This is a genomic window from Bacillus norwichensis (assembly GCF_014836955.1).
Classification (GTDB): domain Bacteria; phylum Bacillota; class Bacilli; order Bacillales; family Bacillaceae_C; genus Siminovitchia; species Siminovitchia norwichensis.
The window spans coordinates 77,396-92,540 of sequence record NZ_JACSPV010000001.1; the positions used below are offsets into that span (position 1 = coordinate 77,396).

At 41.3% G+C, this 15,145-nt stretch carries 17 protein-coding genes; 2 read left to right on the plus strand and 15 right to left on the minus strand.

Annotated features, from left to right (window positions below):
* The 9 genes from accB to spoIIIAA all read right to left on the minus strand — a co-directional run bounded on the left by accB (nucleotide 1) and on the right by spoIIIAA (nucleotide 6,239).
* Nucleotides 1-510 carry an acetyl-CoA carboxylase biotin carboxyl carrier protein gene (accB, locus tag H9631_RS00400; RefSeq protein WP_191809284.1) on the minus strand — a complete coding sequence of 170 codons (510 nt, stop codon included), beginning with the start codon at nucleotides 508-510 and terminating at the stop codon, nucleotides 1-3.
* Between the two features lie 476 nt (nucleotides 511-986).
* Nucleotides 987-1,517 carry a SpoIIIAH-like family protein gene (locus H9631_RS00405; RefSeq protein WP_191809285.1) on the minus strand — a complete coding sequence of 177 codons (531 nt, stop codon included), beginning with the start codon at nucleotides 1,515-1,517 and terminating at the stop codon, nucleotides 987-989.
* Entirely contained in the window at nucleotides 1,517-2,185 is a 669-nt protein-coding gene (spoIIIAG, locus tag H9631_RS00410) for a stage III sporulation protein AG (protein ID WP_191809286.1), read from the minus strand. The genes H9631_RS00405 and spoIIIAG overlap by 1 nt, the downstream gene beginning before the upstream one ends.
* Nucleotides 2,182-2,808, minus strand: a complete 627-nt coding sequence (spoIIIAF, locus tag H9631_RS00415) for a stage III sporulation protein AF (RefSeq protein ID WP_191809287.1) — start codon at nucleotides 2,806-2,808, stop codon at nucleotides 2,182-2,184. Before spoIIIAF ends, spoIIIAG begins: the two co-directional genes overlap by 4 nt.
* Before the next feature lie 16 nt (nucleotides 2,809-2,824).
* Nucleotides 2,825-4,012 (minus strand): stage III sporulation protein AE, encoded by a 1,188-nt coding sequence (gene spoIIIAE / locus H9631_RS00420; protein ID WP_191809288.1) that lies wholly within the window; start codon nucleotides 4,010-4,012, stop codon nucleotides 2,825-2,827.
* Nucleotides 4,013-4,042: 30 nt separating this feature from the next.
* The gene (gene spoIIIAD, locus H9631_RS00425) at nucleotides 4,043-4,426 is read right to left on the minus strand and encodes a stage III sporulation protein AD (protein ID WP_191809461.1); all 384 of its coding nucleotides are present in this window, start codon (nucleotides 4,424-4,426) and stop codon (nucleotides 4,043-4,045) included.
* A 24-nt stretch (nucleotides 4,427-4,450) separates the two neighbouring features.
* Nucleotides 4,451-4,654, minus strand: coding sequence for a stage III sporulation protein AC (gene spoIIIAC, locus H9631_RS00430; protein WP_018705962.1), 204 nt, complete (start codon nucleotides 4,652-4,654; stop codon nucleotides 4,451-4,453).
* A gap of 162 nt (nucleotides 4,655-4,816) precedes the next feature.
* A complete protein-coding gene (gene spoIIIAB / locus H9631_RS00435; protein WP_191809289.1) occupies nucleotides 4,817-5,332 on the minus strand; it encodes a stage III sporulation protein SpoIIIAB in 516 nt (171 codons plus the stop codon).
* A complete protein-coding gene (spoIIIAA, locus tag H9631_RS00440; protein ID WP_191809290.1) occupies nucleotides 5,325-6,239 on the minus strand; it encodes a stage III sporulation protein AA in 915 nt (304 codons plus the stop codon). Before spoIIIAA ends, spoIIIAB begins: the two co-directional genes overlap by 8 nt.
* 366 nt (nucleotides 6,240-6,605) lie before the next feature.
* Here spoIIIAA and H9631_RS00445 point away from each other — a divergent pair, with 366 nt between their 5' ends.
* Nucleotides 6,606-7,130, plus strand: a complete 525-nt coding sequence (locus tag H9631_RS00445; RefSeq protein WP_191809291.1) for a shikimate kinase — start codon at nucleotides 6,606-6,608, stop codon at nucleotides 7,128-7,130.
* A gap of 62 nt (nucleotides 7,131-7,192) precedes the next feature.
* Here the strand turns inward: H9631_RS00445 and aroD are convergent, their stop codons facing one another.
* The 4 genes from aroD to H9631_RS00465 all read right to left on the minus strand — a co-directional run bounded on the left by aroD (nucleotide 7,193) and on the right by H9631_RS00465 (nucleotide 10,712).
* The gene (gene aroD / locus H9631_RS00450; RefSeq protein ID WP_191809292.1) at nucleotides 7,193-7,945 is read right to left on the minus strand and encodes a type I 3-dehydroquinate dehydratase; all 753 of its coding nucleotides are present in this window, start codon (nucleotides 7,943-7,945) and stop codon (nucleotides 7,193-7,195) included.
* 511 nt (nucleotides 7,946-8,456) lie between these two features.
* Nucleotides 8,457-9,014 (minus strand): elongation factor P, encoded by a 558-nt coding sequence (gene efp, locus H9631_RS00455; RefSeq protein ID WP_191809293.1) that lies wholly within the window; start codon nucleotides 9,012-9,014, stop codon nucleotides 8,457-8,459.
* Nucleotides 9,015-9,035: 21 nt separating this feature from the next.
* Nucleotides 9,036-10,097 carry a M24 family metallopeptidase gene (locus H9631_RS00460; protein WP_191809294.1) on the minus strand — a complete coding sequence of 354 codons (1,062 nt, stop codon included), beginning with the start codon at nucleotides 10,095-10,097 and terminating at the stop codon, nucleotides 9,036-9,038.
* 132 nt (nucleotides 10,098-10,229) lie between these two features.
* The gene (locus tag H9631_RS00465) at nucleotides 10,230-10,712 is read right to left on the minus strand and encodes a YqhR family membrane protein (protein ID WP_191809295.1); all 483 of its coding nucleotides are present in this window, start codon (nucleotides 10,710-10,712) and stop codon (nucleotides 10,230-10,232) included.
* Nucleotides 10,713-11,069: 357 nt separating this feature from the next.
* Between H9631_RS00465 and H9631_RS00470 the strand changes: the two genes are divergently transcribed.
* A complete protein-coding gene (locus H9631_RS00470; protein ID WP_191809296.1) occupies nucleotides 11,070-11,423 on the plus strand; it encodes an SA1362 family protein in 354 nt (117 codons plus the stop codon).
* Nucleotides 11,424-11,443: 20 nt separating this feature from the next.
* On the opposite strand, the gene H9631_RS00475 is transcribed toward H9631_RS00470, so the two are convergent.
* Together H9631_RS00475 and H9631_RS00480 are read right to left on the minus strand one after the other, a co-directional pair.
* Nucleotides 11,444-12,328, minus strand: coding sequence for a patatin-like phospholipase family protein (locus H9631_RS00475; protein ID WP_191809297.1), 885 nt, complete (start codon nucleotides 12,326-12,328; stop codon nucleotides 11,444-11,446).
* Nucleotides 12,329-12,575: 247 nt separating this feature from the next.
* On the minus strand, nucleotides 12,576-15,131 hold the full coding sequence (locus tag H9631_RS00480) for a vitamin B12-dependent ribonucleotide reductase (RefSeq protein WP_191809298.1): 2,556 nt from the start codon (nucleotides 15,129-15,131) through the stop codon (nucleotides 12,576-12,578).
* Nucleotides 15,132-15,145 lie beyond the last annotated feature (14 nt).

The following is a 15,145-nucleotide window of genomic DNA, read 5'->3' on the forward strand; positions in this document are numbered from 1 at the left end:
TTACTTGGGCTCAACTAAAAATAGCGGTTGGCCATACTCCACAAGTTCGCCATCCTTCACAAGGATTTCCACTATCTTACCTTCAACTTCCGCCTCGATCTCGTTAAACAGCTTCATTGCTTCTACGATACACACGATAGAGTCAGAGGTGACTTCAGAACCGACTTTCACATAAGGATCGCTATCTGGAGAGGAAGCCTGATAAAAAGTTCCAACCATCGGAGAAACAATTTTATGTAAATGGCTATTTTCTACGACCTCCTGCACTGGAGCTGTTTCAGACGCAGCAGGAGCTTTTTCTACTGCCGGGACTTCAGGGACAACTTCCTGGCGAATGACAGGCTGCGGTTCCTGAACCACTTCTGTCACATATTGAATAGTCTCCTGAGCAGGTTTATTTACTCTTTTTTTCAGCTCGATTTTCGAGCCGTCATGCTTATAGACAAACTCCTCAATGTCAGATTGATCAATAAGTTTTATAATTTCACGGATTTCCTGAATCTTCAGCATACACGACACTCCTTAAAAATTATGAGTAGCTCTTAATATCATAATATAACAGGTTATATAAATTCAACGACGACAGGGTAAATATACAGAAATAAATAGTAAAATGCAACAAGAAAAGTAAAGATGCCTGTTTATCGACGTACAGACTGGAGAGGTTCTGACGAGATAATGGAAACACGCGCAACGAAGTGAAGCGATGTTGACTTATCGTAGGAAGAACCTTGAAGTCTGATAGTCGATAGGCATCGGAACTAGACAACAAGAAAAGTAAAGACGCTGTCCATCAGCATTAGATAGGCGGGGGAAAATCTTCAAAACGTGGTTAGCGGAGTACCCAGATGACTCAAGCCACGATGCTCTATCATATGTTACGTCATGGTCAACATCTAATCAACAAACTGCTAGTCATTCTGACAACGAAAAAAATGCGCTCAAAAAAGAAAGACGGACAGGCCCCCTTCCTCTCCATCGTGTTCCTATTTTGTTTGAAACTCAACCGTGGCAACCGTCTGTGTACCGATTTCCTCCCTGACCACCTGCAGGATACGTGCGGCATCAGCCTTGGAATGCTCTTTAGCTATTACTGTAATCAGCATTTCATTATTATCGGTCCGGACCAGCGCATCATCGTATCCAAGAGACTTGATGAGGCTTTCCAAAGTCCTCTCTTTCGTGTCAAGAGCGGTTAAATCCTGCAGCTTTGAGTATAATTCACTTTTCTCTTTAGCAGTTAGATCAGAGGAGCCAACCTGGGAAGTTAATTCTGTTCTTTCTTTACTGCGTTTATCCTGAACTTCCATCCTTATCGTTTCAAATGCCTCATCTCCAGATGCTTCCGTAATCACTTTCATATCTTTTTCATTTGTTGCCATTTCACTGGAAGTCTCTTCTTTTCCACCTGTCGCCAAGTCATTCTTGGCCGGGTCAGACGTCACATAATATACGGACAGTACTACGACAAGGCTCAGCATCGTTAAGAGCCAAACTGTCTGTTTCTTTAAAAGCATTATGAATCCCCCTTTGACTTTTTCGGCATGACAGCCACTTTATGACTTGGAACATTCAGACCTCTTGTTACTGCCTCGACGATCCACTTTTTTACCTGGATATTTTCAGCTCCACCTGCTACCACAAGAACCCCCTCAATCTCCGGCTTTCTTGTTTCCAAAACAATCGGAACCTCTTTGTCCCCATCCTTGATTAGGACAAGCTGGTCCTCAGTTGATTGATCTTCGATCTTTCTCGTTCCGCCTTCTTTATCTTCTTCCACTGTCGTTTGATTTTTTAAAGTCTGGTTTTTTTCCAACACTGTTTTTTCTGTTGCTTCAACATTTACAACAACTGTAACATCTTGCACACCAGCTATTTGTTCCAGAGCTTCTTTCAATTGATTTTCATATCGATTCTCCAATTCTGTCATACCATTTTCAGAGTCTTTTTTTCTGCCAAAGGCTTCTGCATCATCAGCACCAGCTTCCAAATCTTTCATGACTGCCGCTGAATCTTTCTCTTCTCCAGCTTTCCATAAATCGGAGATGATCATTAAGGCCGCGCCCACAAGCACAAGAATAAGAACGTAAAAAAGTTTGTTGTTTTTCTTTTGTGATGGATTTCCTTTAGGATCTCCTGTCAATAAATTTTTCAACCAATCAAGAGGACCGTTATTTTTACTCACGGATCATCGGTTCCTCCCTTCACTACCAATTCTATTTTCGAATCTGGCACGTCCCATTCGCTTGCGAGCATGTTTCGGAGCTCTTTAGTCCTCCTGGATTGATTAAGCCTTGGCTGATCCTTAATCTGAATTGATACCTGTTCCACCTCAGCCACCGAATCTTTTTTTCTCGTCGGCTCGACATAGACAGTTATTTTATTAATAGATTTCAAAATGCTTTCCGCATCCTGCGCGGGAGAAGAAGTGCTGGATATATCGATATTAGTTATGGTCATGCCATGACTTGCAATCATCTCCTTTTCCACTTTCTCTTTAAGTTGGACAGCCATTTGCTCTAATATATATGCATGCTGTGATGTTTCTATTTCTCTTTTTTTTTCTTCCAATGATTTTTCCATATCTGTGTTCGGGTTACTTTGATCATTTAAAAATGATTGTAAAGCTTGATCAAAATCAGTTGAGAGAAACTTAAATATGGGCGTCACGACAATTGAAATCAACAAGAGACCTACAACAAACTTCACATATTTCTTCATCGCTGTATCCGGGAGAAGCATGTCCACAATCATAGCCAGCAGAATAAAAATAACGATATTTATAACCCATTCTGAAATAAGCTGCATGAAAATTCCCTCCCTATCAGCGAATCATCATCGTAACGTTCCCTGATGTAATGACGATGGTTACGCAGAGAAAAAACATGAAAGAAACAATCGCTAAGGACGCAAAAACATACATCATACATTTGCCTATTAAGTCTAGACATTTGATAATAGGGCCATCGCCAACAGGTTGAAGCAACGCACCTGCAAGCTTATAAACTAAAATAATAATCAAGATTTTCACTCCAGGAAAAGCGGCAATCAGCAAAATAATGGCTACTCCTGCCAGACCAACTGTATTTTTGATCAGTACCGATGCAGTTAATACGGTATCTGCTGCATCCGTGAACATTCTTCCCACAACTGGCACAAAATTGCCAGTGACATATTTGGCTGTTCTGATTGCAACACCATCTGTCACAGCCGTGGCTGTCCCTTGGATGGAAATAACACCTAAAAGCACGGCCATGAAGACACCAAGAATGCCTATACCCGCTTTTTTAAATAAGTTGGACAGCTTTGTCACCTTATAATTTTCACTCAAGGCGCTGACAATCCCCAAAAGCAATGCCATAAATAAAAGCGGCAATACAACGGTCTGAATAAGGAGACCACTTGTCTGGATCAAAAAGATTAACACAGGATGAAAGAATGCAGCAGATGTGACACCTCCTGCCGAAGCAATCAAGGCAAGTATGAGCGGAATAAGAGCATAGATAAATTGTGACATCGATTCAATTGCTGTCACCGCATAATCTACTGTGACCCGAAAACTGTTGAGTGCGATGATAATAAGAACCATGAATACAACCGCATAGGCAACCTTGGAAACAGCTCCTTTCTCAAATGCTGTGTGCAGCGATTGCAGAAAGGAGCTGAAAATCGTTAATAGTAATAACGTTCCCAGTAGCTTTCCATTCATGGTCAGCTCCTGAAAAGCAAATGCTCCAATTCCACGAAACCACTCTTTTATGGAAAAAGACTTTTCCCCTTTTAAGAATTCAAGAAGTGTTCCCTTCTGACTTTCAGGCAAATATCCCCCATATTCATCCATAATGCCTTCCCAAAACCCTTGGAGCTCTTCAATTCCCAGCGTTTCAATCTGTTCATCCACCATTTTTGTAATGATATCGTTTGATGGTTCTTCTTCCTGCTCCGCCTGAACTGCAGATGCACCTGCAAAAAGTACAAAGCAGAATAAGAACAGCTGAATCATGTTCCGCATATTCTTCCCCTCCGCCTATCACGCACGCTGTTATCTGACTGGCATCATATTGATAATCGTATCAATCAGAACAGTCAAAATGGGGACAGCCAATGCCAGGATCAGTATTTTCCCTGCTAATTCAACCTTCGCCGCCATGGCCCCCATTCCGGCATCTTTGCTTATATGCGAGGCAAATTCAGCAATATAGGCAATTCCGATAATTTTTAATATTGTTTTGACATACATCGTATTAATACCGGCATTTGCGGCCAAAACTTCAATTGTTGTGATGATTCCATGTATCTGGTCCACCAAAAATAAAAAAATGGCACATCCCGTGAATAAGATTAGCAAAAAAGCAAAAGTCGGTTTCTGTTCTTTGATGATAAGGGCTAAAAAGGTAGCAATGAGGGCAATGCCCGCTATTTGCAGTATGGCAATCACCGTTCCCTCCCATCATTGAAATAAGAAGACCGATCTTATTTTTTGAAAAAGACCATCTACGATTGTAACAACCATGAACAAAATATAGATAAACCCGAACAGAGTAACCCATTGGGCGTATTCCTTTTTCCCGACTTGGTCAAGAATTGTATGCAAGAAGGCAACAACGATGCCGACCCCTGCTATTTTGAAAATCACATCCACATCAATGCCCATATCCTATTTCCTCCCATCCTTAAAGAAAACGCAAGCGGCTTGTGACCTTGAGGGGCTTGGCGCTGGCCGCCTTGAGCCGCCACATTCTGTGGTTTTGGTGGCATCCTGTACATCGGCTGGCCAAAGAAACTTCTTTTACATAAAGCAGGTTATCCTTCCTCTTCAAAAAAGCAGGATAATAAACAATAGTCCGGATAAAACGCCTAGGCTTTTCATAATTTTTTCGTATTTTTTCTGTTTCTCCCTTGCTTCATCCTCTTCCCTGTCGAGATGGGTAACTGCCAGCAGTATTTGTTTTTGTTGCGTATACCGGTCATGCCTCCCAAGACTTTCACCAAATTGCATGAGAATTTCATATTCCCCGGATTTCATATCCGTATCTTGCCATATCTCATCAAGGCTTTCCTTCCATGCTGACTTGACGGTTGCATCTGTTTTGGAAAGTTTTTCAGAAAAAATTTTATATAAGCGTGCGGCTGGTTCGGGCATCTGTGATGATATTTTGTTTGCAGCTTCTCCAAGCGGGGTATGGCTGTACATGATTTCAGCATCTAATGCTTGCAGAGAGTCTTTAATGATTCGCAGTTGTTTCGGTCTCCGGGTCAAATGGCTGGATGCTTCAAACCCTGCCCAAGTTGTTGTTACGACTATCAAAAGAGCGCCAATCAGTTTAAACATGGGTATTCACAACTTGTCCGTTTTGATCTTTAATGGAAATAACAGTCCCCGGGCCATTATCCCGCGATAATTCAATGAATCGCTGAAAAACCTGCTGCTCAATAATTTCCCTCAGCAAAGGTCTTTTGATGATTTCCTCCAAATCATTTCCATGGGTAGTCATCATTAACGTAATTCCGGCATTAACGGCCTCCATGATAGCTTCCTTATCTTCTCTGCGGCCAATTTCATCGACAATCAGCACGTCTGGACTAAGCGCCCTGATCATCATCATCATCCCTTCTGCCTTCGGACAAGCATCAAGCACATCAACTCGCGTTCCGAATTGCAATTGAGGAATTCCATGTATACAGCCGGCTATTTCAGACCTTTCATCGACAATCCCTGCTTTCATGGGAGAAATTTCTCTTTTGGGATAGCCAGTGGATACAATTCTTGCAAGATCACGCAACAATGTTGTTTTCCCTGTTTGGGGAGGTCCAATAATCATGGTATGTTTCCATCCCCCCTCATACAAAAATGGGATGAAATGTTCAGACGCCCCGATTTTTTCCCGGGCAACCCTTATATTAAAGGAAGCCAAATGCCTCAAGGCTTTTACTCTTCCACCTTCCAATATAACTTTTCCAGCAAGCCCAATCCGATGCCCGCCCTCAATCGTGATATATCCCCTTCTCAATTCTTCATCCAATGTATAAAATGAGTGGCCGGCCAAATTACTAATCAACTGCTCCGAGTCATCTCGTGTAAACAAATAAGGCAAGTAGCTTGTCACTTCTCTTGCAGTTACTTCTACTTGCCGGTTGATCCGGAGACGTATCTCTTCTATCCGAGCTTTCGTTTCTTCAGGCATGGCATCAATTAATTTTGAGATCTCAGTTGGCAGGATGCGAATGATATTTTCCAATGCAACCCTCTCCCAGACTTCTTTTCTACCTAATATGTATTCGGCCAAGCCTCAATTATGACCAGGCTCCCTTGTTGAAGAACAAAAAATTATCACAAAAAAATTGATCGAGCGGACTCCCTGTTTAACTTTATTCAGCAGAAGTCTCCCACTTCTTAAGTGGAGAGATAAATGCCTACTGGGATTCCATTCAGCGAGGGTTCAAACCCAGGCTGAATAAAGTTAAAGCCTCCGGCGGATACCACAGATTTTCAGAGGAAATGTATCGAGAGAAAGCTCGATAAAATCTGGGCGCAAATACGCCAAGGCGCATTTGATCGTGATATAGTAGTATTAAGACTGAATGAAAAGCAGGTGCACATATCCATGAGTAAAGAGAAAAGCATTGCGCTGGTAGGGTTTATGGGCGTAGGAAAAACGACAGCAGGTGAGCTGGCTTCAATAAAACTAAAGTGGGAATTTATAGATACTGATCAGGAGATAGAAAAAGTAGTCGGGCTGCCTACGACGGAAATTTTTAAAAAATATGGCGAAAAAGCTTTTCGTACATATGAAAAAAAAATGATTGAAGAAAAAACAAAAGAGAAAAAGCAAGTGATATCACTTGGCGGCGGGGCATTTATGAATGAAGAAACAAGAAAAACATGTCTAGCAAATACTGTTGTCATTTTCCTGGATATTTCTTGGGAAGCATGGAAAAAGCGCTATGATATACTTGTTGAGACCCGTCCCGTTTTACAAGGGCGCAATTTAAACGAGATAAAGGAATTATATTTAGAACGAAAGCAATTGTATGGACATCATCACTTCTGTATTTTGACAGACAACCTGTCACCAGACGAAGTCGCAAATAAAATTGTCGAATTATATTCGACACCAATCTCTAGCTAAAACTAGGGTGTCCACAAATAGCCTCAGGTGAAAACTCACCTGAGGCTATTTTGGATCCCCTTCTATTCCTTCACTACTTCTTCCTTCATCATGGCAATCATTTGTTTAAGCTTCCTGACCGGAATCTGTCCAGGTGCTGAAGCCTCCAGACCTGAGCCAAATGTAAGAATGGAGCCATAGGCCCAGCCAATCATTCTACTAATAGCCCCAAGGCTTCCCATCGACATCGTAATCAAAGGGATTTTTAAAGCTTTACTAGCATCATTCGTAACTTGGAGCAATTTTAAAACATCGTCTTTTGTTTGAGGCATCACAGCTGCCTTGGCAATGTCCGCACCGTAAGATTCGGCAAGAAACAGCTTTTTCAGCATTTCTTCTTCAGATGGTGTCCTGCTGAAATTATGATAGGAGAGAATCAACCGTTTGCCATGTTTTTCTGAAACATCTCTTAATTCCCTAATATATTCAGGGTGACTTGAGACCTCATAATCAATCAAGCTGACAGCATTGCTTTTACAAACTTCACTGATCAGCTTCACTTTTTGTACTTCCGACAATGAAATCTGCTCGCCACCCTCATGAATCGAACGGATGGTGAAAAGAAGCGGCAAATTGCTTTTTTCAGAAATTACCTCTAGAACAGAGAAGACGTAAGGAAGATCGTCTAGTTTATGTAAAAAATCTGCTCGCCACTCAAGTAAATCTGGCTTTTCGGGCAAAACCAGGTCAAGCTCCTCCATGATTTCCTCTTTGTTTTTCCCCGTTAAAGGCGTACATATATAGGGCATCTTTTCTTCTTTAAAAATTCCATTCATGCTTATTCCCACCTTTTAAGAAAAGCGAAAGGCACAGCCTTTGACGACAAGAACAAGGCAAATGAATCAATCTGACTTGATCCTTGCTCCCTAGACTCCTAGCCGTCCCACTGTGCGACATTCTGTCGCTTCGCTTGCACTAGAACGTCCTGTCTAGCATGGCTAGACATATACAATCTTAATTTGTCCAAACTATTTCATCTAGTTTTACACTTGCTTACTCTTCAAAAAACACAAGCGCCTGTTTATCGACATATAGACAGACTCAAAACCGGAATAGAGCCACTTAGACGGGACATGTGCTGACCATCTCAATCGTCACATCTGTGATGCCAACGAAGTTTAATCTAGTGATATCGCTTTTTGATTTCATTTGATTTCTAAGTCCCTGTCATCTGTAGCTATAAAGCGAGAATGCCTGCTGATCCGCGCGAGGCTGAATGAAGTTAATTTTATTGACTTTAAACCATTAAAAACCGCGGGAGGTCCCGCGGCTGATCCCTTTATGCGATTATGCCCTTGAAACATAAGAGCCGTCGGAAGTATTGATGACCAGTGTATCTCCTTCATTAACGAAGAAAGGAACTTGAACGACAAGACCTGTTTCCATTGTTGCGGGCTTAGATCCCCCTGAAGCAGTATCCCCTTTGATTCCAGGTTCAGTTGCTGCCACTTTGAGATTAACTGTATTTGGAAGCTCCACTCCCAATGTCTCTCCATTAAACATAATGATATGTACTTCCATGTTCTCTAGCAGGAAGTTTAATTCATGCTCAATTTGCGAAGCAGGAAGCTCGATTTGTTCATATGTCTGTTGATCCATAAAGACATACTGATCACCACTTGAATATAAATATTGCATCGTTCTATTATCGATTTGCGCTTTACTTACTTTCTCCCCAGCGCGGAACGTCTTTTCTGCAATGGCTCCCGTACGGAGATTCCTCAGCTTGGAGCGGACAAATGCTGCTCCTTTTCCAGGTTTGACATGCTGGAATTCAAGAACTCTCCAAATCCCTCCGTCAGTCTCGATTGTCAATCCTGTCTTAAAATCGTTTACTGAAATCATCCTGTTTCCTCCCAATACAAATTATAAAATGAGCAACTCTTTCGTCGAGTGAGTCAGCCTTTCATTACCAGAATCTGTGATCATGATGTCATCCTCAATTCTGACCCCACCGATTTGCGGTAAATAGATACCTGGCTCAACTGTGACAGCCATTCCCGGAATAAGCTTCCCCTTCGACCTAGGGGAGAGTCCTGGACCTTCATGAACCTCAAGGCCGATTCCATGACCCAAGGAATGTCCAAAATATTCACCATAGCCTTTTTCGGTAATCAAATCTCTTGCTATCGCATCCGCTTCAATTCCCGTCATGCCCGGTTTTATTTTCTCCACCGCTTCTAGCTGTGCTTCAAGAACAATTTGATAAATTTCTTTCAATTGCTCAGAAGGCTCACCTACTGCTACCGTACGAGTAATATCTGATACATAGCCTTTATGAAGCGCTCCGTAATCCAAAGTGACAAAATCACCTGATTCAATCACTTTTTCGCTTGCTACACCATGAGGCAGTGCAGACCTCCAACCAGAAGCAACGATAATATCAAAAGATGAAGAACTTGCTCCGCATTTTCTCATAAAAAACTCAAGTTCATTAGAAATCTCAATTTCAGGCACTCCCGGCTTAAGATAGTCCAGAATATGCTTAAAAGCCGCATCTGCGATATCCGCCGCTTCTTTAAGGATGGAAATTTCGCTTTCCGTTTTGATCATGCGCAGCTCTTCTAGCAAGTTAGATACTGGAACCAGCTCCAATTGCAGCCCTTCCTCGTACTTCATCCATTCAGAATAAGTAACAAAATCCTGCTCAAAACCAAGCTCCTTAATTCCGTGCTTTTTCGTTATTTCAGCTAATTCCTCAATGATTGATCCACTGTGCTGAATCACTTCATACCCTTTGGCCTGATCTTCCGCTTGGCCAGTGTACCTGAAATCAGTGATGAAATAAGCGGCATCATTTGTAATCAAAGCAACTCCAGCTGTACCTGTAAAATTTGTTGCATATCTGCGATTATGCGGGCTTGTTATTAAAAGTCCGTCAATGTCGAATTCAGTGAAGCACTTTCGTATTTTTTCGATTTTATCCATTATTATTCTCTCCCGGGATATAAGCTTTTTCCCTTAAAAACAGGGCTTTCTGTAGGCAAGAAGAAATAGGAATGTTCTGGCATAAACAGTTTAACATAAAAGAATGGAAAAAACATGAATAAATATAGTCAGTCACTGTTTTAATTTCAACTGATTTAAATAGATAAACTCCTCATATTCATAGGAAATGGAATATCCAATAAATACTCCGTATAATATAAAGGTGCTTAGTCCAGTCAAAATTGAATTTAAGTCATATTTTAATATTGACTTCGTTCCAGGAAATAGCGGATATAATACAAGGAAGACGAGTAGGAACAGAGCTACCCCGTAGGATACACCCCACCAGAATGACTTTCTCTTACGCAGGACTCCAAAATAAAGCAATGCTGTCAATATGGAAAGGATTCCATACAATAAAATCGCGAGCAATATACCCGCCCACCCATCCTTCCATCCTCCTTTCCAAGGAGCAAGGATTATACCAGGAGTCATTTCAGTGAAATTCAAGTAGTGACCAAGATAGCCCATTAGACTTCCCAGGACCCCCGCAGTAAACCCTGTGATGACTGCCATCGTTATGAGTGACATTGCATAATAATTTTTTTCTTGCATAAAAACCACCTCATTCTTAGCATGTCCTTTATGTCTAATTTGTTTCATATCGCTTATTTGGCTGGTGAAATTTACAATTTTTTAGTAAAATAGATTTAAGATATTGAATCAAAAAACATGCGGAAATTTAATTGATAAATGTAGATTCATTCTTTTTTGCCCTGGGTGTTCATGTCCAGGGTACAATTCTCTTCTATAACCAAAGTAAACTTACCTTATAACCCGCTTTAATTGTTTAAAAGATGATTTTTGGTGGAAAAGGAAATACAGTTGATTCTTTTAAAACTCAACTCTGATGATGTATAAAGGATGTTCTTTTTGGGAAAGATATCCACTATTCCCGAGGAGGTGGCGCTCTTGAAAGTACGGAATTGGATCGTAAGCGGAATATTTATTTTTGCGGTAATCGGATTGGGCTCTTATTTAATCAACAACCCTATTGGGCTGTTTAAACAATTATTGTTTATGGGAGCTGCTGTGGCTGCCGTATTTATCATCTATCGCATTTGGACAAATAGGTCCCAAGGCGGTAGAGAAAAAAATGCGTTTGCCAAAGCTGCTAAACAATCTAAATTGCGGGCGAAAAAACGTAAGTCCGCTACACAATCAACCAACCATTTCCGAAGTCGACCGCTTCGCAAAAGGTCGACTGCCCACTTGACTGTAATAGAGGGAAAGAAAAGCAAGAAAAAAGACAGAGCCATATTTTAGTCTGTCTATCAAGTGGGATATTAATATGTCCATGTTTTTAGAAACCGCTCGGCCCTTACCCGCCCTTTTTTCAAAAGGGCTTCTTTTTTTTCCTCACTTATCGTAAATTCCGCTGCAAAGGTATCCTCCGATGGAATAAAGATGATATCACGCTCATGTTTTCTTGAAATATATCTTGCGTCATGCGCATCTTTCATTGTATGAAACAATGATTCAAATAACTGAAGGCCGTTCCTAATCTTCCGTTTTGGCAGCTGTTCCATGCGGCGACTTAATTTGATTCCAATAACGGGTCTCAATTGCTTCTGATCTTCCTTTTGAAAAAGCCAGATTGGAAAATTACTCAATATTCCTCCATCTACAATGATGTTGGTACCACTTAGCGAACGCAGCTTAACCGGTTCAAAAAAATAAGGGATACTGCAGCTCATTCGAATGGCACGTGCAACCGGGTAAGTTTCCTGAGGTATACCGTATTGTTCCAAATCATCTGGAAGAACAAGCATCCTTCCAGTAGATAAATCGCTTGCAATGACTCTCAATGCTTCAGGCGGCAAGTCTTTAAATGTATAGATTCCTTTCCTAGCCAGCATTTTGCCAAGCCATTCCTCCAGTAAATCCCCGCGATATAAGCCCATCCTGAAATAAAGCAAGAGCCATTTTGCCAAATGAAAAGGCAGTAACGTCTTGCGCTGGTCTAGTAAATCTCTCATATCCATTTCCTTCATCATATCAGCCATCTCTTTACTGGAATATCCGGCTGCTATCAAAGACGCAATGATGGCGCCTGCACTCGTGCCAGACACTCTTTTAAAGGTAAAGCCTCTCTCCTCCAAAACTTCATATGCCCCAATCAAAGCGACTCCTTTGATTCCCCCTCCAGAGAACACGCCGTCAATCTCCATTTTTGTGCCGCCCTTCTTCAATGTTGTCTCTATATTGATATTAAGGAAGGGCATGAACAAAGAACGTCTAATGATAAGAAAAATGAAAGGCGCGCAGCCTTAGGAAAAAAGCACAAGAAACATTTTGATGTCGGAGTTCCTTAACCACCTGCTCTTTCAAAGGTTCCTGTAAAATAAAATTTTCCATAACAAGATATCTTTACTCTAAGAAAAAAGCTGGCCAATGAACGGCCAGCTCTTCCATTATTTAAATTCCACATTTTAATTGCGCATTACAGTTATCGCATGTATTACAACCGCCGATTTCTTTAACTTGTCCTTTTCTGCAGACAGGACATGTATTTCCTAGCTCTGAACCAATTGTCACGCTCGTAGATCTCAGATCCTGAATTGTATCGACCAGTACAACAGGACGGTCAGCCTGCCTCTCATCGTCTTCTTCTTCAAAAGTATTTTCTTCCGCTTTTAATGTAAGTACTTGGGAATCACGGCTGCCATCTACGTAGACTGTGCCGCCTTTTGCTCCTCCCTTGTACAGACGCTCATATACTGCTTCGACCTGTTCCACGGAATATCCTTTTGGCGCATTAACTGTTTTGGAAATAGAGCTATCAATCCATCTTTGGATGACACATTGTACATCAGCATGCGCGTCAGGAGAAAGCCCCATAGCTGTAACAAACCAATTCGGTAAACGGTCCTCATCTGCCTCTGGATGTTCTTTCAAATAATCTTGTACAATATCGGCCTTGACTTCAATAAACTTTCCAAGCCTTCCGCTTCGGTAATAGGTGAAGGAAAAATATGGCTCTAGACCTGTTGAACATCCAATCATTGTTCCTGTTGAACCTGTAGGTGCAACTGTCAACAAGTGAGAATTCCGGATCCCATGTTCCTTGATAGCTTCATGGATATCTTCCGGCATTTTTTGCATATAACCTGTTTGAGTAAAGGCTTCACGAAGCTTTGCTGTTTCTTCTTCGTTTTCGCCATTCAAAAATGGAAAACTGCCCTTTTCTTTTGCCAATTCTACTGACTCCCGATAAGCAGTTGTTGCGATCACTTCAAACACTTTGTCGACAAGCTCGTTTCCTTCCGGAGATCCATACTCCTTTTCACAATAGATGAGCAAATCAGCAAGGCCCATAACCCCTAGACCGACACGACGTTCTCCAAGTGCCTGCTTCTTATTTTCCTCAAGGAAATACGGGGTTGCATCAATAACATTATCCTGCATACGAACGCCGACTTTGACAGTTTGCTTCAATCTTTTATAGTCGACTGTCTTGTTTTTACGATCAACCATCTCCGCAAGGTTAACAGCTGCTAGATTACATACAGAGAATGGAGCCAGAGGTTGTTCACCACATGGGTTTGTTGCCACTACTTTTTGATCGTAGGCCTTTGCGTTTGTCATTTCATTGGCGTTGTCAATAAAGAATATGCCTGGTTCAGCAGAGTAAGTCGCACAAATATTGATTAGGTTCCAAAGCTCCTTCGCTTTGATCTTCCTATATGTTCTCACTTTATGACCAAGTTTTTTCCATTCGCGTACATCGCCGACTTCCTGCCATTTTTCATTGTATGCCTTCATTTCTTCTTCGTTATAATTTTCAACATCTGGAAAACAAAGCTCATACTCTCCGTCATTTTCAACAGCATCCATGAATTCATTCGTAATGCAGACAGAAATGTTGGCCCCAGTTAAAAACTCAGGATTATGGACAGAATATGTGCCGCCTTCTTTCAGCTTCTCAGCTGCGTTACGGAAAATTTCTTCACTAAAACCGCCGTATCCTGGGATCTTGCGATAATTGAGTACTCCTTGATACATGGCTTCCTCTGCTGGCGTTAACGGAGTAAATTTCAATTTGTCTTTGGCATGCTTTTTGATAACAGGATCGTTTGTATTGTCAATTAAAAAGCGTAGTATTCTTGGATTCTGCATCTTAGAAATGATAAATTCAACAATATCAGGATGCCAGGATGCAAGCATGATCATCTGAGCTCCACGGCGGGATCCACCCTGTTCTACAAGATGAGTAAGCTTCGCAATATCATCAAGCCAAGAAACTGATCCTGATGATTTTCCGTTTACACCCCTTGCAAGTGTATTGCGTGGTCTTAAAGTTGAACCATTCGTACCGACGCCTCCACCGCGGCTCATGATTTCCATCACTTGTTTTCTATGCTCAGAAATACCTTCACGGGAATCCGACACAAAAGGCATGACATAACAGTTAAAATAAGTAACATCAGTTCCTGCACCTGCTCCATAGAGCACCCTGCCAGCTGGAACAAAATTTAAATTAACAAGTTCTTCATAGAATTTTTCAAACCATTCCTGTTTTTTCTCTTCCGTTTTTTCCACTGAAGCAAGGCCTGTTGCATTTCTTTTGGCAATTTGCTCATAAAAGACTTCAAGTGGTTTTTCGATGATATCAAGCGGACGGACGATGACTCCTGTTTCTTTTTCCTTCTCGTCTTCCAATGCATTAAGGAATTCTTCTTCTACAGCCACTGTAGCATTTTTTTCTTCCCAATCAATTGATTGGATGAATCCAAGCCCTCTCGCAGGAAATTTAGGGTCTTCTTTTATCGTCAAAACGACGAAATCACCAACTGATAAGGTGATTTTTTCTGTGTCCTTGTATGCATATCGGTCAATCATGACAAGCCGTGAAACACCTTTTTGAGTCAGTGTCATTTCAGGTGTGATTGGATGTACATGTTTGAATAATTGAATGTCTTCGTTGAGTCTCTCTATGTTTAAGCTTGTCTTTTTAGTAAATGCAACAGACATTTTGCCAACTCCTT

Excerpts from the sequence above, each read along its gene's own strand:
- H9631_RS00475 (WP_191809297.1), bottom strand. The coding sequence starts at position 12,328 with ATGGAGATTGACGGCGTGTTCTCTGGAGGGGGAATCAAAGGAGTCGCT.
- H9631_RS00445 (WP_191809291.1), top strand. The coding sequence starts at position 6,606 with ATGAGTAAAGAGAAAAGCATTGCGCTGGTAGGGTTTATGGGCGTAGGA.
- spoIIIAF (WP_191809287.1), bottom strand. The coding sequence starts at position 2,808 with ATGCAGCTTATTTCAGAATGGGTTATAAATATCGTTATTTTTATTCTG.
- accB (WP_191809284.1), bottom strand. The coding sequence starts at position 510 with ATGCTGAAGATTCAGGAAATCCGTGAAATTATAAAACTTATTGATCAA.
- spoIIIAC (WP_018705962.1), bottom strand. The coding sequence starts at position 4,654 with ATGGGCATTGATGTGGATGTGATTTTCAAAATAGCAGGGGTCGGCATC.
- H9631_RS00465 (WP_191809295.1), bottom strand. The coding sequence starts at position 10,712 with ATGCAAGAAAAAAATTATTATGCAATGTCACTCATAACGATGGCAGTC.
- aroD (WP_191809292.1), bottom strand. The coding sequence starts at position 7,945 with ATGAATGGAATTTTTAAAGAAGAAAAGATGCCCTATATATGTACGCCT.
- spoIIIAB (WP_191809289.1), bottom strand. The coding sequence starts at position 5,332 with ATGTTTAAACTGATTGGCGCTCTTTTGATAGTCGTAACAACAACTTGG.
- H9631_RS00480 (WP_191809298.1), bottom strand. The coding sequence starts at position 15,131 with ATGTCTGTTGCATTTACTAAAAAGACAAGCTTAAACATAGAGAGACTC.
- spoIIIAE (WP_191809288.1), bottom strand. The coding sequence starts at position 4,012 with ATGCGGAACATGATTCAGCTGTTCTTATTCTGCTTTGTACTTTTTGCA.
- H9631_RS00405 (WP_191809285.1), bottom strand. The coding sequence starts at position 1,517 with ATGCTTTTAAAGAAACAGACAGTTTGGCTCTTAACGATGCTGAGCCTT.
- efp (WP_191809293.1), bottom strand. The coding sequence starts at position 9,014 with ATGATTTCAGTAAACGATTTTAAGACAGGATTGACAATCGAGACTGAC.
- H9631_RS00460 (WP_191809294.1), bottom strand. The coding sequence starts at position 10,097 with ATGGATAAAATCGAAAAAATACGAAAGTGCTTCACTGAATTCGACATT.